Genomic DNA, 25,776 nt, shown 5'->3' with positions numbered 1-25,776 from the left:
CGCTGATCAGATGCGTCCGAAACTGCCAAAGCTGGCGACCCTCATGGACGGCGCCGAGGAGGATGTGCTGGCCTACATGACCTTTCCCCAGCAGCATCGAACGAAGCTACACAGCACAAATCCGATGGAGCGCCTAAACGGCGAGATCAAGCGCCGTACGGACGTGGTCGGGATCTTTCCTAATGAGGCTTCGATCCGCCGCCTCGTTGGGGCCATCCTGATGGAGCAGACCGAGGAATGGACCGTCCAGCGCGGTCGATACATGACACTGGAAACGCTGGCGCCAATCTGCGATGATGTCGTGGTCAGCTTGCCTGCAGCGCAGCGCGACTGATCAGCTCGGCCCGCTATGAGCTACACCATCAGTTGGGACACGATCCAAACAAGTACCAGATAACCATCGCGGAGCTCTCCTTGGCCAAAGAGGTCGATGAGCTCACCTTCGAGGGAAAGCCAGTAAATGCGTCTCTGGTACGGGCCCTCGCCCCCGGTGACTCCTCGATCAGCGGCACCGGAATTGGCGAGCCACACGGTGCCTTCGGCATCATGCGATCCTGTATCAGGCGCTCTAAACGCGGCCGGTTTTTCAATGTGGTCGCACTCGTTAAAAATTGGTTGCCGAGGCCCTGCTGACCGCCAATGCCACACCGCTGATCTGCTCTGCCGCTTTGTCTTTCTGATCCTGCATGAACTGGGTTATCTGCCGCTCGCCTAAGCCGTTATACAGCGCTCGTCCGACCTTACCAACCGCCTTTACGAGCGACCTTCGAGGATCTTAATGACCGATCTCGACTTCGAAGAGTGGTTCGGTCTTCTGCGATCTCAAGAGGATGACAGCTTTCCCCGATCGCCTCAGGCATCATTGTGACATGGGCGAAATCAGCAACGAGAGTTGCCTCTTCAAGACTCGCGCAGAACTAGAGGCACGCTGGCCCGACGCAGCTGCGCTGTGTGATGGTTACGCCGCGTTGCGCTACTTGCCGCAGAGCCGGAAGCGTCAAGGTAAGACGTCGATTGAGGGTCAATATTCGGTGCCGTTTGACGGCCTTACAAGCAATCCGGTGGCTTTGGACACCTCGCCGATGGTCATTCTGTCCCTCCATCTGCAGCGGATCACGATAGCGCAGCAAGGTGTTTGGAACAGGGCGGGGACCGGCACGTTGGGTCTGAAGCCGATCTTTTCGTCCTTCATGCTTGACCCTCCAGTGAGTGGAGGCCCTATCTGGAGAGGCGGACCAGCGAAAAGGACCCGCGATCATGAAAGACCACGCCCATTCCTCTACTGTTACCCGCGATCCGGTCTGCGGCATGACGGTCGATCCGCATGCCGGAAAGCCCCGTGCCACGCATGATGGCCATAGCTACCATTTCTGCTCTCAGGGCTGTCACGACAAATTCGTGGCCGCGCCCGAAGACTATATCGAGGCCAAGGATCCGGTCTGTGGTATGACGGTCAATCGCGGGACGGCGGCGCATTTCCACAAGCTGGAGGGCGAGAAATTCTATTTTTGCTCCGAAAACTGCGAGAGAAAATTCAAGGCGGATCCCGAGGCCTATCTGGGCGATCGACCCGCGCCGAAGGCAATGCCCGAGGGCACGCAATATACCTGTCCTATGCATCCCGAGATTGTCGAGGACCAGCCGGGAGATTGCCCGAAATGCGGGATGGCGCTGGAACCCATGACACCTTCTGCCGATCAGGGACCGAACCCCGAGCTTGTCGATTTCCGCAAGCGGCTATGGATTGCGGGGCCGCTGGCGGCGGCGGTGTTCATCCTCGAGATGGGAGCACATATCGGGGTGCCGTTCGAGGACTGGATCGGGGCGCGGCCCTTCCTGTGGCTGCAATTCGCCTTGGCGACGCCGGTTCTGTGGCTGTGTCGTCCGTTCTTTGTGCGGGGCTGGAAATCTGTCACCAACCGCTCGCCCAATATGTGGACGCTGATCGCGCTGGGGACGGCGGCGGCCTACGGGTTCTCGCTGGTCTCGCTGCTGGCCCCCGACATTTTTCCCGAGGCGCTGCGGGATATGCACGGCCAGCCGCCGGTCTATTTCGAGGCGGCGGCCGTCATTCTGGTGCTGGTGCTTCTGGGCCAGATCATGGAGCTGACCGCCCGCGAGAAGACGGGCGATGCGATCCGCGCGGTGATGGATCTTGCGCCCAAAACCGCGCGGCGGGTGAATGACGCGGGCGAGGAGGACGTGCCGCTTGATCAGGTGCAGGCCGGGGACCGGCTACGGGTGCGCCCGGGCGAGACGGTGCCAGTGGATGGGGCCATCATCGAAGGCGGTTCGACCATCGACGAGAGCATGCTGACGGGCGAGCCCGTTCCGGTGGAGAAGGCGCAAGGCGATGCGGTGACCGGCGGCACACTCAATAAAACCGGCAGCTTTGTGATGGAGGCGCGATCGGTGGGGGCCGAAACGACACTTTCGCGCATCGTGTCGATGGTGGGGCAGGCACAGCGGTCGCGCGCGCCCATTCAGGGGCTGGCCGACCGTGTGGCGCTCATTTTCGTGCCGGCGGTGGTGGCCTGTGCGCTGCTGGCCTTCATTGCGTGGATGGTCTTCGGCCCGTCTCCGACGCTTGGCTATGCGGTGGTGGCCGCCGTTTCTGTGCTGATCATCGCCTGTCCCTGTGCGCTGGGGCTGGCCACACCGATGTCGGTGATGGTGGGCACGGGGCGCGGGGCGTCCGAAGGGGTGCTGGTGCGCGATGCAGAGGCGCTCGAACGCTTTGCCAAGGTAGATGTGCTGGTGGTCGACAAGACCGGCACCCTGACCGAAGGCCGCCCGACCCTGACCGATGCGGTCGTGCTGGAAGGCGAGGAGGAGCACATCCTGTCGCTGGTGGCGGCTCTCGAGCGGGGATCGGAACATCCGTTGGCAGAAGCCATTCTGGCAGGGGCAAAAGACGCGCCGAGGCTCGAGGCAGAAGGGTTCGAGGCGATCACCGGTAAGGGCGTGAAAGCGCGGATCGACGGCCATCAGGTAGCCTTTGGCAATGCTGCCCTCATGCGCGATTGCGGCGCCGATCCGGAGAAGGTGACAGACAGGATCGAGGCGCTCCAGGACGAAGGCAAGACGGCAATGATGCTGGCCCAAGCAGACCGGATCATCGGCGTGATTGCGGTGGCCGACCGCATCAAGGAGACAACCCCCGAGGCGATCCGCGCGCTGCATGAGGCGGGGCTGCGCATCGTGATGGCGACTGGCGATAGCGCGCGCACCGCGGCGGCGGTGGCCCGCAAACTGGGGATTGACGAGATCCGCGCCGGTGTCTCGCCCGAGGGTAAGGCCAAGCTGGTGGAGGAGCTGCGCAAGGGAGGTGCTTCTGTTGCCATGGCGGGCGACGGGGTCAATGACGCACCCGCGCTGGCGGCTGCCGATGTCGGCATCGCGATGGGCACGGGGGCCGATGTCGCCGTGGAAAGTGCGGGGTTGACGCTGGTGAAGGGCGATCTACGCGGCATCGTCAAGGCGCGCAGGCTGGCGCAGGCGGTGATGCGCAACATCCGCCAGAACCTCTTCTTTGCTTTCGCCTATAACACGGCTGGCGTGCCGATTGCGGCGGGGATCCTTTATCCGGTCTTCGGGGTGCTTCTGTCGCCGGTCATCGCGGCACTGGCCATGAGCCTGTCCTCGGTCTCGGTGATCGGCAATGCGCTGCGGTTGCGGGGGCAGAAACTCTGATCTCGGGAATGTGACCTGACGCCGGATGGGGCAGAGGATATGTTGCGGGCATGGGAACGATGCTCCGCTTTCTGCGTCCCGTTCTGGTGATGACGCTCGTGCTCTGGTCCGTCTTCGGGCCGGGGGCCAGCTTTGCATCCATGATTCAGCCTGCCGATCGCTGCTGCACCGTAACGGCGCAGCATGGCCACCACCACGACAGCCACACCCATAGCGCGTCCTGTATGATGGATTGCCTTCTGTCGCAGGCCGCACAGGACGAGAGCGCACCGCTCGCGTTCCGCCCGCTTGCCCGCGAGATGAACATATCGGGCTTCCGGCTTGATCTGGCCTCCCGGAACGTGGCGCCGCCCCTTCGTCCCCCACGTTCCTGATCTTCGCCAAAACCTCTTCCCCAACGGTTTTACGGAGATTTCCAATGACCACACTGACCCGTCGCGGCTTTCTGGCCGCAAGTGTTGCCACATCTGCTGGCCTGTTTCTTCCTGCCCGTGTGAAGGCGCAAAGCACAGCGCAGGGCCTCAAGGCCACCACCCGCGTCCTAGAGGTGAACGGACGCGCGGCCAGTGTCATGGGCCTTGTGAATGCACAGGGCAGCCAAGGGCTGAGCCTCGCGCCCGGCGAGCGCTTCCACGTCGATCTGACCAACGATCTCGATGTCGAGACGATCATCCACTGGCACGGGCAAATCCCGTCCAATGCGCAGGATGGCGCGCCCAATACCAACCCGATGCTGAAGGTGGGCGAGACCCTCGCCTATGATTTCACGCCCCGCGCGGGCACGTTCTGGATGCATTCGCATGTGCCCCAGCACGAGTTGGGCCTGCTGGCGGCCCCGCTTATCGTCCATAGTTCGGATGAGCTGGCCGAGGACCGGCAGGAGGTCGTGATGTTCCTGCATGATTTCAGCTTCCTCGCGCCGGAGGAGGTGCTCGACACGCTGGCCGGTGGTCACATGGAGGGCCATCAGATGGCGGGACACCAGATGGGCTCCGCGACCATGTCGCATGGGAATATGGCGGGCATGGATATGTCCGGCATGACAATGGACCACTCCAGCGGAGCGAAGATGAACCATATGTCCGGTATGGCGATGGATCTGAACGATTTCGAGTTCGACGCCTATCTCGCCAATGACCGCACACTCGACGATCCGGAGGTCGTGACGGTGGAAAAGGGCGGGCGTGTCCGTCTGCGCGTCATCAACGGCTCTTCGATGACCGCTTATTGGCTCGATCTAGGCACGGTCGAAGGGGCGCTGGTCGCGGCGGATGGCGAGGAAGTCCAGCCCGTGACAGGGAACCGCTTCCCGATCTCGCCGGCGCAGAGGATGGATATTCTTGTGGATCTGCCCGCGCAAAGCGGGGCCTATCCTGTTCTCGCCAAGCGCGAGGGCAGCACCAAGCAGACCGGCCTTGTTCTGGCCAGCGCAGGCGCTTCGATCGCAAAGCTATCGGGCGATGCGCAGGTCGAGGCACCTGCCGCGACGCAAGATCTTGATCTGGAATACCGGCTGCGGGCAGTGCAGAGCCTCCCCGTGCGCGAGGTCAGTCGTCATCACGATGTCATGCTGGGCGGCAGCATGGACCCCTATCGCTGGACGATCAACGGTCAGGTCTGGGCCGATCACGAGCCGATCCCGGTGATCCATAGCGAGCGGGTCGAGATAACCTTCCACAACATGTCGATGATGGCGCATCCGATGCATCTGCATGGCCATGTGTTCCAGGTCGTGGCGATCAATGGCCGCCGTTTTGCGGGCGCCAGACGCGATACGGTCGTGGTGCCGCCGATGAATATGGTCACCATCGCCTTCGATGCGGGCGAGGCCGCGCGCTGGATGCTGCATTGCCACCATATGGGCCATCTCGCGACAGGGATGATGACCGAGTTGCAGGTCGCGGCAAGCGCCTGACGGGGCCAGTCTAGGCTTCCTCACGATAAGGTCCTCACGACCGGTTCCCCATGGGCAATTCCGGTTGCCCCACTGGCGCAGGAGACCTCTCCTGCGCCAGTTTCGTCTGACGCATGAACGCCAGAGCATATATTTTCAGTATACCAATAAGAAAGGTTTAGGATCTTGTTAGGCCGGAATGTTTTGGTAGGTGTGGAGTCTCTGCGTGTCAATTAGGACATGATGGTGGAAAATAGTATAAATAATCGGCATATATAAAAGCATGAGCTAAAAACATTCGGAAGTCCGGATTTGTGCGTGATCCGTAGCTAAAGGCGAGTCTTAATTTCAGTATACAAAAACTGGATGGGTGTCTCGCGATGAAACAGATGAGCCTCGGGCTTTCGATGCGGTATCACGGTTATCATGTGGCAGCCTGGCGCCATCCGGAGTACCGGCCGGGATGTAATCTCGATTTCTCCAGTTACCGTGCGATTGCGCAGGCCGCCGAGGCCGAGAAGCTGGATATGATCTTTTTCGCCGATGGTCTGGCGGTGCGTGGGGTCGACCGGCCCGAAGGCGCGATGTCGCATGACATGCGCAATGCCGAGCTGGAACCGCTCACGCTGCTGGCCGCGATCGCCGGGGCGACGCGCCATATCGGCCTCGTGGCGACCGCCTCCACCACCTATAACGAACCCTATCATATCGCGCGCAAATTCGCCTCGATCGACCATATCTCGGGCGGTCGTGCGGGCTGGAATGTGGTGACTTCATGGTCCGATCAGGAGGCACAGAATTTCAACAAGACCGCCAATCTCCCGCGTGAGGAACGCTACGCGCGCGCTGCGGAATTCGTCGATGTGACCAAGGGGCTCTGGGCCTCTTGGGAGGAGGACGCGTTTGTCCGCAACAAGGAAACAGGCGAGTTTTACGACCCCGAGAAGGTGCATGTCCTCGATCACGAAGGCGCTTTTTTCAAGGTGCGCGGGCCGTTGAATTCGGCACCCACCCCGCAAGGGCATCCGGTGATCGTGCAGGCGGGGGCCTCGGCGCAGGGGCGGGACATTGCCGCGCGCCATGCCGATATCGTCTATACCGTCGCGCAGACGGTCGAGGAGGCGCGGGACTTCTATGCCGACCTGAAATCGCGCGCGGCAGAGCTGGGCCGCGAGGAGCCGCCGCTCATCATGCCGGGGATCACGCTCTATGTGGGGGCGACGCAGGCCGAGGCGCAGGCAAAATTCGACGAACTGCAGGCGCTCATCGACCCGCTGGCGGGGCTCAATATCCTCTATAATTTCGTAGGCGATCTGTCGGGTTATCCGTTGGATGGTCCGGTGCCGCAGGATTTGCCGCATAGCAATATCTCGATTGCCAAGGGCCTCTTGCAAAAGGCCAAAGACGAGGATCTGACCATCCGCCAGCTCTACGAGACTGTCGCGGCGGGCTTTACGGGGCGCTACATGATCGGCACGCCCGAGAGCATCGTCGATGACATGCAGCTGTGGTTCGAGACGGGGGCCTGTGACGGGTTCAATATCTGTCCGCCGCTCCTGCCGCAGGGTATGGAGGATCTCTCGCGCTTCATCCTGCCCGAGCTGCGCAGCCGCGGGTTGTTCCGCACCGACTATCCGGGCACGACGCTGCGCGAGACGCTGGGCCGCAAGCGCCCCGTTTTCGGCGCAGCCAGGACGCTGGCCGAGGCGTAAGCGCCTCTCTCTAATTCCGTCTTCGTCAAACGATCCGCATCAACGCGGGCAGCAACAGGGAAAGACTGCAATGACCTCCTCGATTTCCAGACGTGTTGTTTTGCAAAGCATGGGCGCGGCCAGCCTGCTGGGCGGGCTTGGCCTGTCAACCCGTGCCGCGATGGCGCAATCCACCAGCCTGCGCGCCGCGATCACCGGCTATAGCGTGATCAATACGCTCGATCCGGCGCAGGCGACCTTGATCCCCGAATATTATGTGATGTGGAGCACCTTCAACGGGTTGATGAAATTCGACGCCGATATGAAGCTCGTGCCCGATCTGGCCGAGAGCTATAGCCCGATCGAGACCGGTGGGTTCGAGTTCAAGCTGCGCCCCGGCGTCAAATTCCACAATGGCGAGGTGCTCAGCTCGGAAGATGTGAAATTCTCCTTCGAGCGGGTGATGTCGCCCGATCTGGCCTCGCCCAATGCCTCCAAGCTCTCCGAGGTCAGCAAGATCGAGACGCCCGATCCCCTCACTGTGCGTATCCATACCAAAGCGCCCTATGCGCCGCTGCTGACCTTCCTGTCCAATAGCCGGACTGGTACGCAGATCATCAACAAGAAAGCCTTCGAGGAGATGGGCGCCGATGCCTTCTCGCGCGCGCCCGTTGGGACCGGTGCTTATAAGGTCAAGGAATGGAATGCGGGGGAGGGGCTGACGCTCGAGGCCCATCCCGAGTATTTCGAGGGCGCGCCGTCCTTTGCCAAGATCGAGGTGCCGCTGATTGCCGAGGAAGCCTCGGGTGTGACCGCACTCAAGGGCGGGCAGATCGATATGACCTCGACCGTTCCCGCCGCCGATGTGGCGCAACTCATGAAGGATGACAGCGTCACGCTCCTGCGCCAGCCGGGGCTCAACACGCGCTTCATCTCGATCAACCTCACCAAGGCGCCCTTCGACGATATCCATTTCCGCCGCGCCATCTCGATGGCCTTCCAGCGCGAGGCGATCGTGCAGGCTGTGCTCTTTGGCGAGGGCGTGGCCGCGGACGGGATCATCCCGCCGCAGCTGGCCGAGTATCAATCCGGCACCACCCGCAAATACATGACCTATAATCCCGAGGCCGCCAAAGCCGAGCTTGCCAAGTCCAAATACAAGCCCGACGAGATGGAGGTGCCGGTGATCACATGGGGTGGCGGCTGGTGGAAGCGTTTTGCCGAGATCTTCGTGGCGCAGGTCAATCAGGTGCTGGGCACCAAGCTGACCGTCGAGGTCACCGATGCCAATGCCGCCTATGCGCGCCAGAAATCGGGAGATTTCGTGGCCGGTGTCTGGGGCTGGCTCGGAATGGTCGACCCCGATGAATATGTGGGCGGTTTGCTGACCAGCACCGGCTGGCGCAATTTCCAGGGCTATTCCAATGCGCAGGTCGATGAACTGGCGGCCAAGGGCGCAGCCGAGACCGACCCCGCCAAACGTCCCGAATTCTACAAGCAGGCCGAGGATATCGCGATGGACGAGGTGGCGCTGATCCCGTGTTTCTTCTCCAATATCTCGAACTTGCTGCGTCCCGGCATCGAGGGCTTCGACCAGAAAGCCTATTCGAATTACGGCGACCAGTTTTACAAGATGAAGGAGGCCTGATCCCATGTCGGATCTGATCGGGGCCGAGGCGCCGCCCGGACTGTCCTTCGCCGAGAGATGGGGGCCGCTTGCCGCCTATCTGGCAAAGCGGATACTGGGTGGGCTCGTGGTGCTGCTGGCGGGCACTCTGGTGGTGTTCCTGACCATGCAGGCGGCGCCGGGCGATCCTGCTCTGGCCGCATTGGGCGAGAATGCGACGCCGGATGCCATCGCGGCCTTCCGTGCCGAATACGGCCTCGATCAACCGGTCTGGATGCAGTATCTCGGCTGGCTCGGCGGGTTCGTCACCGGCGATTTCGGCCAGTCTCTGGCGGTCGCACGGGGGCTGCCGGTGGCGGGGCTTATCGCGCAGAAGCTGCCTGCCACGATCTTCGTGGGGACGCTTGCGCTGGTGCTGGCGGTAGTGATCTCGCTCGTGCTGGGCACAGCGGCGGCGCTGCGCCGTGGCAGGGCCACCGACACCATCGCCACCTCGATCGCGGTTTTCGGCATCTCGATGCCCGATTTCTGGATGAGCTATGTGCTGATCTTCGGGCTGTCGCTGGGGCTCGGGTTGTTTCCGGCCTTCGGCTATGTCGCGCCCTCCGAGAGCCTCACGGGCGCGTTCCATGCCGCCTTTCTGCCGGCGCTGGCCATTGCAGCCCCGATGGCTGCGGTCTTTGCCCGCACCTTGCGGGCCGTGTTGATCGAGACGATCTCGCGGGCACATGTGACGGCGGCCACGTCCTTCGGCCTGCGCAGGAGCTTCATCTTCCTTCACTATGTGCTGCGCAACTCGCTCGTGCCCTATCTCACGGTGGTCGGGCTGCAGATCCGCTACATCCTTGGCGGGGTCGTCGTGGTCGAGCGGATCTTCGGCATTCCGGGCATCGGCTCGCTGATGGTCGATGGCGCTTTCGCGCGTGATTATGCCGTGCTGCAGGCCTGCACGGTGGTGTTTCTAGTCATCGTGCTGGCGGTCAATCTGGCGGTCGATTGCCTGTGTGCGGCGCTCGATCCGCGCCAGACGGTCAAATAAGGCCGGATAAGGGGTATCCTATGTCATCGTTCAAACGTCTTCTACACCATCCGACGGGGCTTGTGGGCCTTCTCATCGTGGTCGTGATGGTCGCTGTGGTGGTGATCGGGCCGCATGTTATCGGCTATGGTCCCGAAGATATGGATTTCATGGCGATGCTGGCCCCGCCGAGCCTCGCGCATCCGTTCGGCACCGACAGTTTCGGGCGCGATGTCCTGTCACGCGTGCTGCAGGGGGCGCAGGTCTCGCTGGTAATCTCTGCGGGCTCGATCCTGCTGGCAGCGGCTCTGGGCTCGGCCATCGGGATCATGTCGGGCTATTGGGGAGGGTGGGTCGATAGCGTGCTGATGCGTCTCATGGATCTGCTCTTTGCCTTCCCCAGCTTTATTCTGGCGATGCTCCTGATGGTGCTTTTCGGCTTTTCCACCGCCAATCTCGTGGCCGCGATCGCGCTCGTCTATCTGCCGATCTTTGCCCGTATCACCCGCAACAATACCGGCCTGATCCGCGAGGAACCCTTCGTGCAGGCCGCCCGCCTGATGGGGCGGTATCCGCTGGCGATCATGGTCTCCGATATCCTGCCCAATATCCTCGCGCCGATCCTCGTGCAGGCGTCGGTGGGGGTGGCCTTTGCCATCATCCTCGAGGCGGGGCTGAGCTTCATTGGTCTCGGCGTGCAGCCGCCTACGCCGAGCCTTGGTGGCATCATGGCCGATGGGCGCGAATATTTTTCCCGTGCGCCTTGGGTGCTGACGATGAGCGGCGTGGCCATCTCGATCGCGCTTCTGGGGATCAATCTTCTGGGCGATGGGCTGCGTGATCTGACCGACCCCAAACTGCGCGAAAGGGCCTGAGCCATGAAGCAACCTCTGGTAACGATCCGCAATCTGAAGGTCGCATTCGGCAAGGGGGCCTCGCGCAAAGAGGTGCTGCACGGGGTCGATCTCGATCTTTACCGTGGCGAGATCTTGGGGATAATTGGCGAGTCCGGCTCTGGCAAGACCATGACCGGCATGGCTTTGCTGCGGCTTCTGCCCGGAAATGCGCATGTGACCCAGGACGAGCTACGCTTTGATGGCGCGGCGCTTCCCGCGCTGAGTGAGGCCGAGTTTGACGGGCTGCGCGGTGTGCGCATGGCGATGATCTTTCAGGATCCCGTGGGCTCGTTCAACCCCGCCAAGCGTATCGGCTGGCATTTCGAGCAGATCTTTGCCCGTGTCGAACGTCGCGGGATGAAGGCCCGCAGCGAGACGGCGCCACGCGCGCGGGCGATCGCGCTGATGCAGGAGGTGGGTATCCGCCGCGCCGAGGAAAGTATCGACCTCTATCCCCACCAGTTGTCGGGCGGCATGTTGCAGCGGGCGTTGATCGCGCTGGTGCTGGCGCTCGAGCCCGATCTGATCGTGGCGGACGAGCCTACGACCAATCTCGACAAGGTGGTCGAGCACCAGATCCTCACGCTTTTCCGCGCGCTGCAGCAACGTCTTGATGCGGCGATGATCTTTGTCACCCATGATATGGCGGTCGCGGCCTCGCTATGTGACCGGATTGCGGTGATGCGCGCGGGCGAGGTGCTCGAGGTGGCCCCTGCCACGCAGCTCTTCGAGGCGCCGCAACATGAATACACGAAACTCCTGATCGATACAGCCCGAGCGCTCTCGCGCCCTGCAACGGCTGCGCCGAGCATCGTCAAGGAGCCGCTTTTCGAGGTCGAGAACCTTTCGCTCACCTTCCCGCCGGTGGGCCCCCGCGCGGCCTTCAAGGCGTTGAAGGATATCTCGCTCGAAATCCGCAAGGGCGAGGTGATCGGCCTTGTGGGAGAATCCGGTTCGGGCAAGACCACGCTCGGGCGCTGTCTGCTGCGGCTTTATGATCCCACCGGCAAGATCACCTATAAGGGCCGCGACATCACCCGCATGGGCGAGACGGGCCTGCGCAAGATCCGGCGCGAATTGCAGATGGTATTCCAGGATCCGGGTGGCTCGTTCAATCCGCGCAAGACGATGGGCCAGTCGCTCGGCGAGGCGCTGCGGCTCACCGGCCTGCGCGACAAGGCGCAGCTTGCAGCACAGGTGCGCGCACTTCTGGAGCGCGTGCGGCTTACGCCCGAGCATGCCGGGCGCTATCCGCACGAACTGTCGGGCGGGCAGCTGCAGCGTGTGGCAATCGCGCGTGCGGTCTGCCTGCAGCCCTCGCTGATCGTCGCCGACGAGGCCGTGTCGAAGCTCGATGTCTCGGTGCGGGCGGGGGTTCTGGACCTCTTCCGCGAGATCCAGCGCGAGCAGGGTCTCTCGATGGTCTTCATCACCCATGATCTGGAGGTGGCGCGCTATATGTGCGACCGCATCGCGGTGCTCTATCATGGCGAGCTGCTGGAGATCGGGCCGACCGAGGAGATTTTCGCCAACCCTCGCCACGCCTATACGCAGACGCTGCTGAAGACGCTCGATCATAGCCTTGGCGGGCGCGATTTCGGGCGTGCGGGCTACGGCCCGAAGGTCGCCTGAGGCGCCCGTTCAGATCGCCTTCATCGCGGCGCGCAGGCGGGCCCCTGCGGCATCGACCTGGCGCCTCCGTTCGTCCAGCCGGTTGAGGCCGAGCCGGATGCGTGCCTGTGCCGAGATGATGCCGCTTGCCATCGAATCCGCCCCCGGGCCACCGATCGTATTACGGTGGGCGATGAAATGTTCTGGCGCCAGCAGGCTCCGCAGCTCGTCTGTTGAAAGGTCGAAAGCGGGGAAGCCCTCGGCCTGTGCAGCCCGCGCGATATCCTCGGGCGCCAGCGCCGAAAGCGGGCGGGACTTGGCGTCCAGATCCCGCAGGGCGGCGTCGATGAGTAGCGTGGCATCCGTCCATGAGAGACCCGAGCGGTCCTGCAGGAAGCGGGTCAGTTCGGGCGGCGGCGAGCGGTAAACGGCATCGGTTACGGTTGAAGTGCCGCGTTCGGGGACAAGTTCCAGATCCTCGAATACACGCGCCAATACCTCCAGCCGGACGGCCAGCTCATTGGCAAGCTCGCCCAGCTGGCGCTGGTTTCCCAGACGCTCGACCGGCCCTGACGCGGCGCTCTCGCTGGTGAAAAGGCCGCTCATGAACCCGATTGCGCGCGTCGAGAAATGGCGCAATTCGAGCAATTGCTCAGGCGCGCGCTCCGATTTCAGAAGGCTCGGGCGCAGAACCCAGAGCGGCAGCACCATCCGCCGTTCGCAGGGGGACGCATGGCCGAGGATCTCGGTTACGATACCCGCCAGCGTCTGCGCCCAGATCGCCAGAACGCCGGCGCATTCGAGCACCAGATCGCGGCTCTGTGCGGCATCGAGCGTGTTCTCGACCAACCCGTCAAAGCCCAGCAGATCGGCCAGCATCAAGCGGTTGAGCCCGAATTCGGCCCCATTGCCGTTTGCGGCCCCGGCGGGCGAGCGGTTGATCCGGTTATAAAGAGCCACCATCCTCTCGGAATCGCGCGCAAGCGCGCTGTCGGCCATCAGCGCCCAATGTCCGAAATTACGCGGCTCGGCGGGTTCGCCATAGGCGCAATGCAGATAGATCGCCTGCCGGTGGGTTTCCGCAAAGCCGATGACCGCCTCGCGCAAACGGTAATTGGCCTGCATCAGGCCCAGCAGGGTCTCGCGGCTGCCAATACGGAAATGCAGCGCCTGTCGCTCGGCCTGTGGCAACGGGCCGCCCAGTGGATCATGGAGCGCGCCCTGCCGGTTTCCCTCGATCCCTGCGGCAAGATGTGCGAGGCAGGTGCGCGCCGATCTCGCGTCCAGCCGTCCGGCCTCGACTGCGGCGATCACACGGGCGCGGTCGATCATATCCTCGATTTCGCGGCCCTCGGACAATGAGGGAGCTGCAGGGGATGGGATTGGCGGCATATGGACCTCGTCTCGTCGGGTTTGGGATATAGAAGCGGTGTCTTCACGTCAAATGCTCTCCCGCTGGCGGTGCCCGGGACGGGGGCTGTTTTTGTATTCACTTTTGTCGCGGGGCGGACTATCTGTGGCAAGTAGCATGAAGGGGCGCGAGATGGGACTGGCAGATGGCGAGCTGATTGCGCACCGGATCTATGCGGCTGTGCGCGAGCGGATCCTGTCGGGCGCATACCCGCCCGGTTCTGTTTTGCGGCAGGAAGATATCGCGCGCCAGCTGGAGGTCAGCCGCGTGCCGTTGCGCGAGGTGTTCTCGAAGCTCGAGGCCGAAGGGTTCTTGCTGTCGCGCCCGCGGCGGGGCTATGCGGTGGTCTCGCTCGAGGCAGAGGAGATGGCCGAGATTTTCGATCTGCGCAGCGTGCTCGAGCGTCAGGCAGGGCAGATCGCGGCCCGCAAACGCAGTGATGGGGACCTTGCGGCGCTGACGGAGCTGCATCAAGAGATGGTGACGGCCGATGCCTCGACCCCCGAGGGTCGGCAGATCTGGGCGCAGGCCAATCGGTCTTTCCACGAGCGGATCCTTGCGATTGGCGGACGCGCGCGCCTGCAGCGGATCGCATTGCTGCTGCGCGATCAGGTCGAGCCCTATGTCCGTATGGAGGTCGCCCTCAGCGTGGATGTGGCCGAAGCGATGCAGGACCATCTGGAGATTATCGGGGCATTGCAGGCCGGTGATGCCGAGTTGGCCGGAGATCTGTGTTCGGCCCATTGCCGTCGGACCGAGCGCCGTCTGCTGGATCATCTGGGCAGGGAATGACCGGCGGTTTCGGAGCTAGGCGCGGCTTCGCGGCCCAAAAGGCAGGCCAGTGAGAGCGCCGCCAGCAGCGGAAAAAGCGCGACCCCGAGCCCCTGATCGACAAGTGGTCCCGCGACCAGCGGGGCGATCACCTGACCGACGCCCAGACCGGCTGTCACAAAGCCGAAGATCGCCGCCTGATCCGGGCCCTCCGCCAGACCGGCGAGAAGCGTGTCGCGCGAGGGAAGCGCCAGGCCGTTGGCAAGACCTGCCACGCAGATGACCGCGAAGAGAAGCGGTTGTGGCAGGAGGGTGAGGCTTGCCAATGCCCAGCATAGCGCCGAGCCTCCCATGCCGAACATCAGGCTGCGGGCGGGGAGTAGCCTGCGGGCAGTCATGCCGCCCAGAGCCACACCGAGCGTAATGGCGAGGAGATAGGCACTCAGAAATGTCGTGGCGGCGCCGACTTTCATGCCGCTACAGGCCAGAAGCGCGGGGATCATGAACCCCTGCGAGGCAGCCGAGATTGCTCCGAAGGCCGCAAACAGCCCGAACTGGCGCCGGAAGACGGGGATTTTCCATGCCGGAACGCGTCGGGAAAATCCGGTGTTGTTGGGGATATGCTTTCCGAGCGGTAGCGTATTCAACACAATTAGGGCGATCAGACCAAGGCAGGACAATGTGGCGGTCAACATCAAGCCCGCGCGCCAGCCTGCAATGAGCCCCCATGCACCGATCAGCAGGGGGGCTGCGGTAAAGCCCGCGATACCTGCCAGCGAATGGGTGGCAAAGGCTTGGGCACGGCGCGTGTGGCTGACATGACGGCTCAGCAGTGCCATATCGGCAGGGTGGTAGACCGCATTGGCGATGCCGGCCAGTGCCACACAGATCGCCAGTCCGGTCAGGGACTGGGCCATGGAGGCGGCCAGAAAGGCCAGCGCCGCGCCGATTTGAGCCAGCACCAGAAGAGCCCGCCCGCCGAAGCGGTCGGTGATCCGCCCCATTGGTGTCTGCAAGAGCGCCGTGACGAGGTTGTAGCCGATCACGATCAGACCGAGCGCCGTATATCCGCAGCCGAACTCCTTCTGGAGCAAGGGAAAGAGCGGCGCCAGGGCGAGGATATGGATATGGCTGACAAAATGCACGGTCGAGACAGAAGCGATCACCGTCCAGTCATGGCGGGTCTGGGTCATGGGACGTCCGGAACTAGGGGAGCCGCGCGCCGGAAGTGGCGCGCGCAAGGCGGTCAGGCGGCAGAGCGCGCGGGGATCAGATTGCGCAGCGGGGTGGCAGGGTCTGCCAGCGCGACCGGATCGGGGCTGGCCCCGCTCTCTATGAGCGCAGTCAGCGGGCGCGTGTCGCGGCCCTGGTCGATCATCACCGCTCCGGCGACCTGACCATCCCGCAGATAGATGCGGGTCGAAGGGCCCTCGGGCGCGCCGCGCAGGACGCAGTGATCGGCCCGGAGCGGGCTGCCAAGAACCTGCAGGTTGATCCCCTGCTGGTCGGTCCAGAACCATGGCAGGGGCATGTAGTCGCTGCTCTGTCCCGCCATCGCCCTGGCAACATGGGAACCATGACGCTGCGCATGCTGCCATGTCTGCCAGCGGCTGGGGCTCTGCTGACTATCGGGGAACACGCTCACGTCACCCGCAGCAAAGATATCGGGGGCCGAGGTCCGGCCCGCGCCATCCACGACAATCCCGTGATCACAGGCAATCCCCGCGGCTTCGGCCAGTCCGGTATCGGGAGTGAACCCCACACCAGCCAAGGTCTGATCGACCTCCAGATCGCTGCCATCGCCCAGATGCAGGATCTGCCGCCCGTCGCGGGTGCGCAGGTGATCGAGCCCCGTGCCCATATGGAACTGCACGCCTGAGGCGCGATGGCGCGCCATCAGCAGATCGGAGATCTCGGGCGGCAGCGACCGCGCCATTACCCGATCTCCCAGTTCGATCACATGCACACCAAGCCCCAGCTTGCGCGCGGTCGATGCAACTTCGAGCCCGATCACGCCCGCCCCGATGATCGCGATGTCGAGCGCCTCGCGCAACAGCCCGTGTAGCTTGCGCGCATCCCCGAGATCCCGCAGGCCAAGGATCATTTCCGCCCCCGCAACCGGCAGGGCACGCGCGGTGCCACCCGTGGTCAGCAGGAGCCGGTCGTAGCCCAGAACCCTTCCGTCCTCGAGCCGGATCTCGTGCGCGTCAGGCCGGATCTCGGCCACGCGCGTTCCGCCCACAAAGGTGATCGCGCCCCAGTCATGCGACTGGGGATCGGGAAAGCTGTCGGCCAGCAGGAACTCTTTCGAGAGCGCAGGGCGTTCATAGGGCAGATGCGGGTCGGCATCGATGACCGTCACCTGCCCGTGCTTGGCCAGCTCGCGGGCGGCCGCCATGCCAGCATGGCCCGCGCCGATGATGATGTGATGGGTCATGCCACAGTGTTCTCCAGTAGGCCGATACCCGAGATTTCGACGCTGACCACATCGCCCTTGGCCAGATAGACGGGAGGGGTCATGCCGATGCCCACACCCTCGGGTGTGCCGGTCAGGATGATATCGCCCGGCTCGAGTGTCAGGCGTTTCGACAGTGTCTCTATCAGGGTGGGGATGTCGAAGATCAGATCGGCGATCACCGCATCCTGTCGTTTCTCTCCATTCACATGGGTGGTCAGCCGCATTGTATTCAGATCGGCGATCTCGGAGACGGTGCTGATGCAGGGGCCCATCGGGCAGAAGGCATCGATGGATTTTCCGATGAACCATTGGCGGTGGTCCTTTTGCAGGGTCCGCGCGGTGACGTCATTGGCGACTGTATAGCCCCAGACATGGTCCATCGCGTTCTCCTTGCTGATGCCGCGCCCGCCTTTGCCGATGATCACGGCCAGCTCGCCCTCGTAATCGGTGCTCTGGCTGTCATCGAGCCAGGATGGGATCTCGCAGCCCGGACCGGTGACGGTATTGGAGGCTTTGGTGAAGATGATGGGGAAATCGGGCGTGGCCGATTGGCCGGCCGAGGCATCAAAGCCCGAGCGGTGGAATTCGGCGGCGTGGGCGTGATAGTTTTTTCCGACACAGAAGATATTGCGGGCGGGGCGCGGGATCGGTGCCAGCAGCGTGGCATCGGCGGCGGCAATCGGGGTGACGGTGGCGGCCAGCGCCTCGGCCTCGGCCTCGCGCCCGATCAGATCGAGCAGATCGCCTGACCGGCACAGCGCATCCAAGGGTAGAATCTGGCTACTGTCTTTGGACAGGGCTCCAATGCGGGCCTGATCGATGTTGCCGGATTTCAGAGCGAAGCGAACGAATCTCATGAATTCTCTCCTTTTTCGATTCTGAATACATAATGCGGGTAATTTCCGCCTTTTGAATGCATAAAATGTAAGCATACCCCAGAAATTTGGGGTTACGCTTAAATAAACACCATTGACTCAGGTTTACTTTGTCTTTCTGAATACAAAAGAGGCCCGAGTACGAAAGCCAACTGGCATAGCTGCCGTAACCCCAAAGGATTCAGACCGATGAAGGATTTTGCCGGAGTGCAAGTGAACTGGCCGCGCAACGACTACTCGCGCGTGCCTTACTCGATTTATCACGACCCCGAGATCTATGCGCTCGAGCAGGAAAAGATCTTCCGTGGCCGCTGCTGGAATGTGCTCTGCCTCGAGGCCGAAATTCCCAATCCGGGTGATTTCCGCGTCTGCCATGTGGGAGATACGCCGGTCGTTGTGAACCGTGACGATGACGGGGAGCTTTATGCCTTCGTGAACCGCTGTGCCCACCGTGGCGCCGAGATCGTGCGCGAGCCTTGGGGCACCGCGAAAGAGCATACCTGCATCTATCACGCATGGCTCTATAACCGTAAGGGCGACCTCAAGGGTGTGCCTTTCCGCCGTGGTGCCAATGGCAAGGGCGGCATGCCCGAATGTTTTGATATGAAGAACCACAATCTGGTGAAAGTGCGGGTGACGTCGTTCAACGGGGTGATCTTCGGCACGTTCCACCATGATATGGAGCCGATCGAGGACTATCTCGGCCCGCTCTTCACCAAACATGTGGGCGAGATGTTCAACCGTCCGATCAAGATCCTCGGCTATCAGCGCCAGCGGATCGCGGCGAACTGGAAGCTCTATCCCGAGAATATCAAGGACGCCTATCACGGCTCGCTCCTGCACGAGTTCAACCGCACCTTCGGCCTGTCGCGCCTGACGCAGGTCGCGGGCGGCTATATGGACGAGAAGCACCGCCATTCGATCCTGTTCCAGTACAAGGGCTCGGATAGCGATGAAGAGGCGCTCAAAGCCTATATCGAGAACGGCGTGAAGAAGGGCGAGATCGCGGGTCTCAACGATTATTCGATGGTCAATATCATCGACGAAAACCCCTTCGGCATGTCGACCCGCGTGATGAATGTCTTCCCGAACTGCTTCTTCCACCAGATCGGCAACACGCTGGCCATGCGCAAGATCCGCACTCTGGGTGTGGACGGGTTCGAACTGACATGGGTGCTCTATACCTATGCCGATGACAGCGAGGAGATGGTCCAGCACCGGTTGAACCAGGCCAATATGGTGGGTCCGGCGGGGCTGATCTCCATGGAAGACGGCGAGGCGCTCGAGATGGTGCACCGCACCACCAAATCGGCGGCTGAGGACGAGATGGCGGTGATCGAGATGGGCGGTATCGGCTCCATCGGCGACCGCGACACCCGTGTGAACGAAGTCACCATCCGTGGCTTCTGGGCCTATTACGCGCAGCTCATGGGCTTTGCGCCGGAAGGAGCAGAACAATGAAAGACATGAAAGACGTGGTGGTTGCGCGTTCCAACCCCACCATTCCCGCAGAGATCCGCCAGCAGGCCTCCGAGCTGATCCTCGACAGTGTGCTGCATCTGGACCGGATGGAACTGGAGGCATGGATCGACTGTTTCGACAAGACCTCGTGCTATCATGTGATCCCGCGCGAGAATATCGACTGCGGCTACCCGTCGGCGATCATCCGTTGCGATAGCCTCGATATCATCAAGGACCGGCTGATGGTTCTGGATGTGTCCTCCAAATACAACCCGCATTGGGACCGCCATTTCCTGAACGGCACACAGTTCCAGAGCTACGAGAACGGTATCCTGATTGCGCATACCAATTTCATGATCGTGCAATCCACGCTCGAGGGCTTCTCCAAGCTCTTCGTGGCCGGCCATTACGAAGACAAGATCGTCTTCACCGCCGATGGCGCGAAGTTGCGCGAACGGATCGTGGTGCTCGATACCTTCTCGGTGCCGAACCTGATCGCCGTGCCGCTTTAAGCGAAAGGAAAGACAATGGCTTACAACATATATAAATCCCAGTTCCGCCAGCTTAGCCCCGAACGGCTTGAAGTATGGAGCAAGGTCAACACCGCCTCGGCCTCCGATATGATGAACCGTGGTCAGGCGATGGGCCATGACATCAAGCCTCTCGACCGTTCCATGCGGATCTGCGGGCAGGCACGCACCGTGCGCGCGATCCATGCCGATAACTCGATCATCCATTACGCCAATTCCTATGCCCGCCCGGGCGAGGTGGTGGTGGCCGAAGCCGGCGGCAATTGCGAGGTCGCGATGTTTGGCGGCGTTACCGCGCTCGAAGGGATCAAGCGGGGCCTGGGTGGTCTGGTGATCGACGGCGCCGTGCGTGACATCAAGGAAGCCATCGACCTTGGCTATCCGATCTTCTGCAAAGGCGTCACGCCCAAGGGCCCGCACAAGGCCTTTGGCGGCGAGATGGACATCCCGATCGCCTGTGGTGGTCTGGCCGTCAAACCGGGCGATCTGATCCTGGGCGATATGGACGGGATCACCGTCGTGCCGCTCGAATGGGAGGAAGAGATCTTCGCCAAGGTGCAGGAGTTCCGCAAGACCGAGGATTACTGGCTGACCATCTTCGAGGGACCGAAGTCGCTTTACGAAGTGCTGAATATCCCCGAGCCGACTTTTATCGACTAACTCAAGGACATAGTTATGAAAATCGATTATATCGATCCGCCGGGCTCGGTTCCGGCGCAGGGCCTCTATACCTCGGTGGGCCATGTCGCGGGCGACCAGTATCGCTTTGTTGCGGGGCAGCTGTCGGTCAATGCCGCAGGCGATATCGTGGGCGCTGGCGATTTCAACGCCCAGTTCGATCAGGTCTTCGGCAATCTCAAAGGGGTAATCGAGGGTCTGGGTGGCACCATGGCGTCGGTTGTGAAGTTCACCACCTTCACCACCTCGCGCGACTATATCCAGCCTTTCATGGACAAGCGCGCGGCCCACTTCCCCGAATGGTATCCGTCGGGGATCTTCCCGCCGAACACCCTGCTGATCGTGCAGGGCCTCGTGAAGCCCGAGTTCATCCTCGAAGTCGAAGCGGTCGTTGCGATCTGACGCGGGTAAGGGGGCAGGAGGAAGCCATGAGTGTCACACCTGTCGCCGTAACGCTTTACACCGATATCCGGCAGAAGATCCTGTCGGGTATCTGGGCGCCCGGGGTGGTGCTGCGCCAGGAGGATCTGGCGCGCCGATATGCCACCAGCCGTGTGCCGCTGCGCGAGGCGTTCTCGCGGCTCGAGGCCGAAGGGTTCCTCGTGCTGCGCCCGCGGCGCGGATTTGCCGTAGTGTCCCTGCGCGAGGACGAGATCCGCGAGATCTTCGATCTTCGTATGGTGCTCGAAAGCCATGCGGGCCAGATCGCCACCAAGGCGCAGAAACCCGGCGATATGCTGGTGCTCGAGGACCTTCTGGACCGGATGGAGGCAACCGATACGGCCCATGCGACCGGTCTGGCCGAATGGTGCCTGCTTAACCGCCGCTTCCATGACTACATCCTCGATTGCTGCAACCGCCCGAGGCTGCGGCGTCTTCTGTTGCAACTGCGCGATCAGGTGGAACCCTATATGCGCATCGAACTGTCGGTCACCGGTGACGTGACCGAGGCCAGCCGCGACCACCGCGAGATCCTGTCGGCCATGCGCTCCGGCGATAGCGAGCTTGCGGGCGAGCTATGCGCCATCCATTGCAGCCGCACCGCGCGGCGCCTTGTTGCCAACCTGAAACCCTAGCCCCCACCTAGCCAAGGAAATCCCATGACCCAGAATGTGCAAGACATGGTCCGCGTGCTCGATAGTGACGCGCTCGGCGAAGGCCAGATGACCTCTGTCAATGTAGGCGAGGAAGAGATCGCCCTCTACCGCGTCGAGGGAGTGATCTATGCCACCTCCAATATCTGCAGCCATGCCTATGCGATCATGACAGAGGGCTATCTCGACGGGGATTGCATCGAATGCCCGCTGCATCAGGCGCTGTTCTCCATCAAGACCGGCGAGCCGATCGACGCGCCAACCGACAAGGCGCTGCCGATCTTTGCGACCGCCGAATACGACGGCGGCATCTATGTCCGCGTTTGAGGCTCCTGCAGCCTGACCCGTCTTCTCGCGCATCAGCCGCCGGCAAGAGCAGCGATGCGGTTCTCCAGCCATAGCAACCACAACAGGGAAGCAAGATTATGAACCATAGTTTCACGAGAACCCTTCAGGCCGGTGCCCTTCTGGTGGCCAGCCTCGCCGCCAGCATGGGTCAGGCCGCAGAGCTTGATGATGTCTCCATCGCTCTGCCCAGCTCGACCGTTCTGCCCTATCACGGCTTCGTTTTTCTAGGCGTTCCCGCCGGGTTTTATGAAAAACTCGGTCTCGATGCCGATGTGATGACCATTCAGGGCTCGGCCGCGGCGCTGCAGCTTGTCGCGTCGGGCGATGCCGATATGGGCTATATGGGTCTTTCGGCGCTCATCAATGCCAAGCTCAAGCAGCCCGACCTCCCGGTCGAGGCCGTGTTCTTGCAAGATATCGCGCCGGTCTATTCCGTGGCCATCCCCAAAGGCACCGGCATTTCGGGTCCCGAGGGGCTGAAAGGCAAGCGTATCGGCGTGCTCAGCATGTCGTCGGGCGCGGTCACCTGGGTGAAGGCCTATATGTCCAAGCTGGGCGTCGCGCCGGATCAATACGAGATCGTGGCCATCGGCTCGGGGGCACAGGCCTATTCGCTGCTGAAATCGGGCGATGTGGATGCGATCAGCTTCTCGCGCGGGCTGTCGGCGGCGCTGGAGATCCTTGGCGCGTCCTTCGATTATTACGCTCCGCCCGAGCCGTCGGGGGTGATTGTGGCCAATACCAAATTCCTCAAGGAGCATCCCGATGTTGCGGCCCGCACGCTTGAAGGGGTGGTGCTGAACCAGACCTTCATGGAGATCAACCCCGAGAAAGCCACCCGCTATTTCTGGGATTTCACCAGCAAGCCTGCCGGTATCTCCGAAGAGGAAGCGCTCAAACAGGGCGAGATCTATATCAACCGCACCGCCGAGATCTGGAAGGACTACAAGGATAGCTCCACCAAATGGGGCGAGATGTCCGACAGCACATGGACTGGCCTGATGGAATTTGCCTCTGTCGCCGAGCAGTTCTCCGATAAGGCCAAACTGGATGCTTTCGTCAAATCGCTCTATACCGACGAGCTGATCGATCAGGTCAACACGGTCGATCTGTCCATTGCGACCAAGGCGGCTGCGCAATGACCCCGCTGGATAGCGCCATGGCCTCCGAAACGCGCGCGGATACGACAATCCGCCTTGACGATATCACCCTTGCCTACGGGCAGGGGGACGCCAAGGTGGTCGCCATCGAGGAGTTTTCCTGCGAGATCAAACAGGGCGAATTTGTCACCATCGTCGGCCCTTCCGGCTGCGGCAAATCCAGCCTTTTGCGGGTATTGATGGGGCTGCAACGCCCCACCAAGGGCCGTGTCAGTCATGGGGCGACCCAGATCACCCATCCCACGCGCGAGTTCGGCATGGTGTTTCAGGCGCCCGTTCTGCTGCCATGGCGCAATATCCGCGAGAATGTCGCCATGCCCGCCCGTGTCGCGCGCGAGAATATGGTGCAGGCCCGCAAGCGTGCCGACGAATTGCTGGCGATGGTCGGGCTTGAAGGCTTTGGCGACCGCCATCCGTGGGAACTTTCGGGCGGGATGCAGCAGCGTGCGGGCATTGCGCGGTCGCTTTTGCATGACCCCGATGTGTTGCTTATGGACGAGCCCTTCGCGGCGCTTGATGCGCTGACCCGCGAGAAGATGATGTTCGAGCTGCAGAAGATCTGGATGAAGCAGCAGAAAACCGTGGTCTTCGTGACGCATGGCATCTCGGAGGCGGTTTTCCTCTCGTCCAAGATCATCGTGATGACGGGCCGTCCGGGACGGGTGCTGAAAGTTATCGAGAACCCGCTGCCGCGCCCGCGCCAGCTGTCCCATATGGCCAGCGACACCTTTGCCGAGATCTCGGTCGAATTGCGCCGCCTGCTTGGCGCCTCCGATATGGGAGATAACTGATGCCTGCCGAAACAACTGCTGCCCCCGCGCAATTCCGCACGGTCCGCCCTGTTCTTCTGCGCGGGGTCTATGAGCGCGCGCAATACCTGATCCCGGCGGCGCTTATCATCGTGGTCTGGTGGCTTTGTGTGGATATTTTCGATGTGCCGGGCTATGTGCTCCCCCATCCCATGGCTGTCGTCCACTCGCTGATCAACGGCCTTGCAAGCGGTGCCTATGTCGAGGCGGCGGCGGCCACCACCAGCTCGATCGTGGCAGGCTTTGTTGCGGGCACCCTGATCGGCATGTCGATTGCCGTGGTCATGGTGCTTTGGCCCGCGCTCGACCGGCTGGTCTTCCCCTATATCGTGGCGCTGCAATCCATGCCCAAGATCGCCATCGCACCGCTGATGATCGTGTGGTTTGGCTTCGGATTTGGCGCCAAGATCGCCATCGTCGCGATGGTCGCGGCCTTCCCTGTGCTGGTGAATATGCTCGCGGGTCTGCATGCGACCGAACATGACCGTATAGAGCTGATGCGGGCACTTGCGGCCTCGCGTCTGCAGATCCTCACACAGGTGCTGATCCCCTCGGCATTGCCTTACCTCTTTGCGGGGCTGTCGGCGGCGCTGGTGCTGTCGGTCACGGGCGCCATCGTGGGCGAGTTTGTGGGCGCGCGCAAAGGCATCGGTGTGTTGATCCTGCAGGCCAACTTCTCGCTGGATCTCGCCTCGGTCTTCGCTCTCCTGCTGCTCTTGGGCGCAATCTCGGCGGTGTTGAACCTCTGCCTGCGCCTGATCGGAAAACGCGTCGTCTTCTGGACCAAACGCAAATAATGTCTCGCTGAAAGATTGATTGAAATGCCCTTACCAGACTTTAGTAATCCGCTCCGCCCCAAACTGAAGGGCGATGCGCCCTGCAAGGGGCTCTGGGTCACCATGGAATCCGCAACCGTCACCGAACTGGCCGCTGAACTCGGCCTTGATTGGGTGACGCTCGATATGGAGCATGGCTGCCTCGACTATAAGGACGTGGCCCAGCATCTGCGGGCGGCGCGCGGCAGTGATCTGGCGGTGCTGGTGCGCGTGCCGGCGATTACCGTGGATACGATCAAACGCGCGCTCGACCTGGGCGCGGACGGCGTGCTTTTGCCATTGGTGCGCACGGCGGAGGATCTGGAGCTGGGCATGCAGTTCGGGCGTTATCCGCCTCGCGGACAACGCGGCATCGGTGGCGAACGTTCGCTGCGTTGGGGTCTGAAGCTGCAGGAATATCTGGCGATGGCAAATGAGGAATGCATGGTCATTCCCTTGATCGAATTGGGCGATGCGGTTGATAATATTGACAGCATCCTCGAGGTCGAGGGACTGGAGACGATCTTTCTAGGCCCTGCCGATCTGTCCTCCTCGCGCGGCTTTCTGGGCGAATGGGAAGGGCCGGGTGTTGCCGAAGAGATCCTGACGGTGCTCGAGAAGGCGGGCCGGAAAGGGATCGCATCGGGGATCATGGCGATGGATAATGCGGATCTCGTGACGCGGCTGGAGCAGGGCTTCCGGATGGTGGGGCTCGGCTCCGATGTCGGTATGATGTCGCGCCAGCTGCGGCCCATGCTCTCCGAACTGGGCGGGCGCAGTTTCGAAAAGCGCTGGTTCTGAAGCACTGACCAGCGCAGTCAAAAGGGGGCCTTTCGGCCCCCTTTCTTGTCTCAGACCTTGGAGGTCAATTCTGGCACGGCGGCGAAGAGATCTGCCACGAGGCCGTAATCGGCGATCTGGAAGATCGGGGCTTCC

Annotated in this window: 24 protein-coding genes and 1 pseudogene; 20 read left to right on the top strand and 5 right to left on the bottom strand. The window is 62.1% G+C overall.

From position 1 onward, the window contains the following. The 9 genes from VSX56_RS18280 to VSX56_RS18240 all read left to right on the top strand — a co-directional run. Positions 1–334: transposase (locus VSX56_RS18280; RefSeq protein ID WP_350938465.1), on the top strand; the 334-nt coding region annotated here is incomplete at its 5' end. A gap of 923 nt (positions 335–1,257) precedes the next feature. Continuing rightward, on the top strand, positions 1,258–3,693 hold the full coding sequence (locus tag VSX56_RS18275; RefSeq protein ID WP_350939045.1) for a heavy metal translocating P-type ATPase: 2,436 nt from the start codon (positions 1,258–1,260) through the stop codon (positions 3,691–3,693). A gap of 50 nt (positions 3,694–3,743) precedes the next feature. Further along, on the top strand, positions 3,744–4,067 hold the full coding sequence (locus tag VSX56_RS18270) for a hypothetical protein (RefSeq protein WP_350939044.1): 324 nt from the start codon (positions 3,744–3,746) through the stop codon (positions 4,065–4,067). 44 nt (positions 4,068–4,111) lie between these two features. Next, entirely contained in the window at positions 4,112–5,608 is a 1,497-nt protein-coding gene (locus VSX56_RS18265; protein WP_350939043.1) for a multicopper oxidase family protein, read from the top strand. A 359-nt stretch (positions 5,609–5,967) separates the two neighbouring features. Beyond that, positions 5,968–7,299, top strand: a complete 1,332-nt coding sequence (locus tag VSX56_RS18260) for an LLM class flavin-dependent oxidoreductase (RefSeq protein ID WP_339115359.1) — start codon at positions 5,968–5,970, stop codon at positions 7,297–7,299. Between the two features lie 70 nt (positions 7,300–7,369). Further along, a complete protein-coding gene (locus tag VSX56_RS18255; RefSeq protein ID WP_350939042.1) occupies positions 7,370–8,926 on the top strand; it encodes an ABC transporter substrate-binding protein in 1,557 nt (518 codons plus the stop codon). A gap of 4 nt (positions 8,927–8,930) precedes the next feature. After that, a complete protein-coding gene (locus VSX56_RS18250; protein WP_339115361.1) occupies positions 8,931–9,944 on the top strand; it encodes an ABC transporter permease in 1,014 nt (337 codons plus the stop codon). A 20-nt stretch (positions 9,945–9,964) separates the two neighbouring features. After that, on the top strand, positions 9,965–10,798 hold the full coding sequence (locus VSX56_RS18245) for an ABC transporter permease (protein ID WP_350939041.1): 834 nt from the start codon (positions 9,965–9,967) through the stop codon (positions 10,796–10,798). 3 nt (positions 10,799–10,801) lie between these two features. Next, a complete protein-coding gene (locus tag VSX56_RS18240) occupies positions 10,802–12,451 on the top strand; it encodes a dipeptide ABC transporter ATP-binding protein (protein ID WP_350939040.1) in 1,650 nt (549 codons plus the stop codon). A 9-nt stretch (positions 12,452–12,460) separates the two neighbouring features. Here VSX56_RS18240 and VSX56_RS18235 read toward each other — a convergent pair whose 3' ends face one another. Beyond that, positions 12,461–13,822, bottom strand: a complete 1,362-nt coding sequence (locus VSX56_RS18235; RefSeq protein WP_350939039.1) for a lyase family protein — start codon at positions 13,820–13,822, stop codon at positions 12,461–12,463. 151 nt (positions 13,823–13,973) lie between these two features. Between VSX56_RS18235 and VSX56_RS18230 the strand changes: the two genes are divergently transcribed. Beyond that, positions 13,974–14,633 carry a GntR family transcriptional regulator gene (locus VSX56_RS18230; protein WP_349295279.1) on the top strand — a complete coding sequence of 220 codons (660 nt, stop codon included), beginning with the start codon at positions 13,974–13,976 and terminating at the stop codon, positions 14,631–14,633. Here VSX56_RS18230 and VSX56_RS18225 read toward each other — a convergent pair. The 3 genes from VSX56_RS18225 to VSX56_RS18215 are packed head-to-tail and all read right to left on the bottom strand — an operon-like array spanning position 14,615 to position 17,927. Beyond that, positions 14,615–15,805: an MFS transporter gene (locus VSX56_RS18225; RefSeq protein WP_350939038.1), complete on the bottom strand. Its 1,191-nt coding sequence runs from the start codon at positions 15,803–15,805 to the stop codon at positions 14,615–14,617. The two genes, VSX56_RS18230 and VSX56_RS18225, sit on opposite strands and share 19 nt — an antisense overlap. 53 nt (positions 15,806–15,858) lie before the next feature. Then, the gene (locus tag VSX56_RS18220) at positions 15,859–17,049 is read right to left on the bottom strand and encodes an NAD(P)/FAD-dependent oxidoreductase (RefSeq protein ID WP_350939037.1); all 1,191 of its coding nucleotides are present in this window, start codon (positions 17,047–17,049) and stop codon (positions 15,859–15,861) included. Beyond that, on the bottom strand, positions 17,046–17,927 hold the full coding sequence (locus VSX56_RS18215; RefSeq protein ID WP_339115368.1) for a fumarylacetoacetate hydrolase family protein: 882 nt from the start codon (positions 17,925–17,927) through the stop codon (positions 17,046–17,048). Before VSX56_RS18215 ends, VSX56_RS18220 begins: the two co-directional genes overlap by 4 nt. 207 nt (positions 17,928–18,134) lie before the next feature. On the opposite strand from VSX56_RS18215, the gene VSX56_RS18210 reads away from it, so the two are divergent. From VSX56_RS18210 to VSX56_RS18165, 10 genes are all read left to right on the top strand, one after another. Next, complete coding sequence (locus tag VSX56_RS18210) at positions 18,135–19,406, top strand: Rieske 2Fe-2S domain-containing protein (protein ID WP_339115369.1); 1,272 nt, start codon at positions 18,135–18,137, stop codon at positions 19,404–19,406. Next, complete coding sequence (locus tag VSX56_RS18205) at positions 19,403–19,918, top strand: aromatic-ring-hydroxylating dioxygenase subunit beta (protein WP_350939036.1); 516 nt, start codon at positions 19,403–19,405, stop codon at positions 19,916–19,918. The genes VSX56_RS18210 and VSX56_RS18205 overlap by 4 nt, the downstream gene beginning before the upstream one ends. Positions 19,919–19,933: 15 nt before the next feature. After that, positions 19,934–20,596: an RraA family protein gene (locus VSX56_RS18200; RefSeq protein WP_350939035.1), complete on the top strand. Its 663-nt coding sequence runs from the start codon at positions 19,934–19,936 to the stop codon at positions 20,594–20,596. 15 nt (positions 20,597–20,611) lie between these two features. Then, on the top strand, positions 20,612–21,016 hold the full coding sequence (locus tag VSX56_RS18195) for a RidA family protein (RefSeq protein ID WP_339115372.1): 405 nt from the start codon (positions 20,612–20,614) through the stop codon (positions 21,014–21,016). A gap of 26 nt (positions 21,017–21,042) precedes the next feature. Continuing rightward, entirely contained in the window at positions 21,043–21,690 is a 648-nt protein-coding gene (locus VSX56_RS18190; RefSeq protein ID WP_349295284.1) for a GntR family transcriptional regulator, read from the top strand. Positions 21,691–21,714: 24 nt separating this feature from the next. Beyond that, the gene (locus VSX56_RS18185; RefSeq protein ID WP_339115374.1) at positions 21,715–22,035 is read left to right on the top strand and encodes a non-heme iron oxygenase ferredoxin subunit; all 321 of its coding nucleotides are present in this window, start codon (positions 21,715–21,717) and stop codon (positions 22,033–22,035) included. 98 nt (positions 22,036–22,133) lie between these two features. After that, positions 22,134–23,198, top strand: coding sequence for an ABC transporter substrate-binding protein (locus VSX56_RS18180; RefSeq protein ID WP_339115375.1), 1,065 nt, complete (start codon positions 22,134–22,136; stop codon positions 23,196–23,198). Further along, positions 23,195–24,007, top strand: coding sequence for an ABC transporter ATP-binding protein (locus tag VSX56_RS18175; RefSeq protein WP_339115376.1), 813 nt, complete (start codon positions 23,195–23,197; stop codon positions 24,005–24,007). Before VSX56_RS18180 ends, VSX56_RS18175 begins: the two co-directional genes overlap by 4 nt. After that, positions 24,007–24,822, top strand: coding sequence for an ABC transporter permease (locus VSX56_RS18170; protein WP_339115377.1), 816 nt, complete (start codon positions 24,007–24,009; stop codon positions 24,820–24,822). The genes VSX56_RS18175 and VSX56_RS18170 overlap by 1 nt, the downstream gene beginning before the upstream one ends. 24 nt (positions 24,823–24,846) lie before the next feature. After that, the gene (locus VSX56_RS18165; protein ID WP_339115378.1) at positions 24,847–25,641 is read left to right on the top strand and encodes an HpcH/HpaI aldolase family protein; all 795 of its coding nucleotides are present in this window, start codon (positions 24,847–24,849) and stop codon (positions 25,639–25,641) included. A 50-nt stretch (positions 25,642–25,691) separates the two neighbouring features. On the opposite strand, the pseudogene VSX56_RS18160 reads toward VSX56_RS18165, so the two are convergent. Further along, positions 25,692–25,776, bottom strand: a pseudogene (locus VSX56_RS18160) (electron transfer flavoprotein subunit alpha); the annotation flags it as partial.

Source organism: Thioclava kandeliae, from assembly GCF_040297545.1.
Lineage (GTDB): Bacteria > Pseudomonadota > Alphaproteobacteria > Rhodobacterales > Rhodobacteraceae > Thioclava > Thioclava kandeliae.
This window is presented reverse-complemented; position numbering and strand designations above follow the sequence as displayed.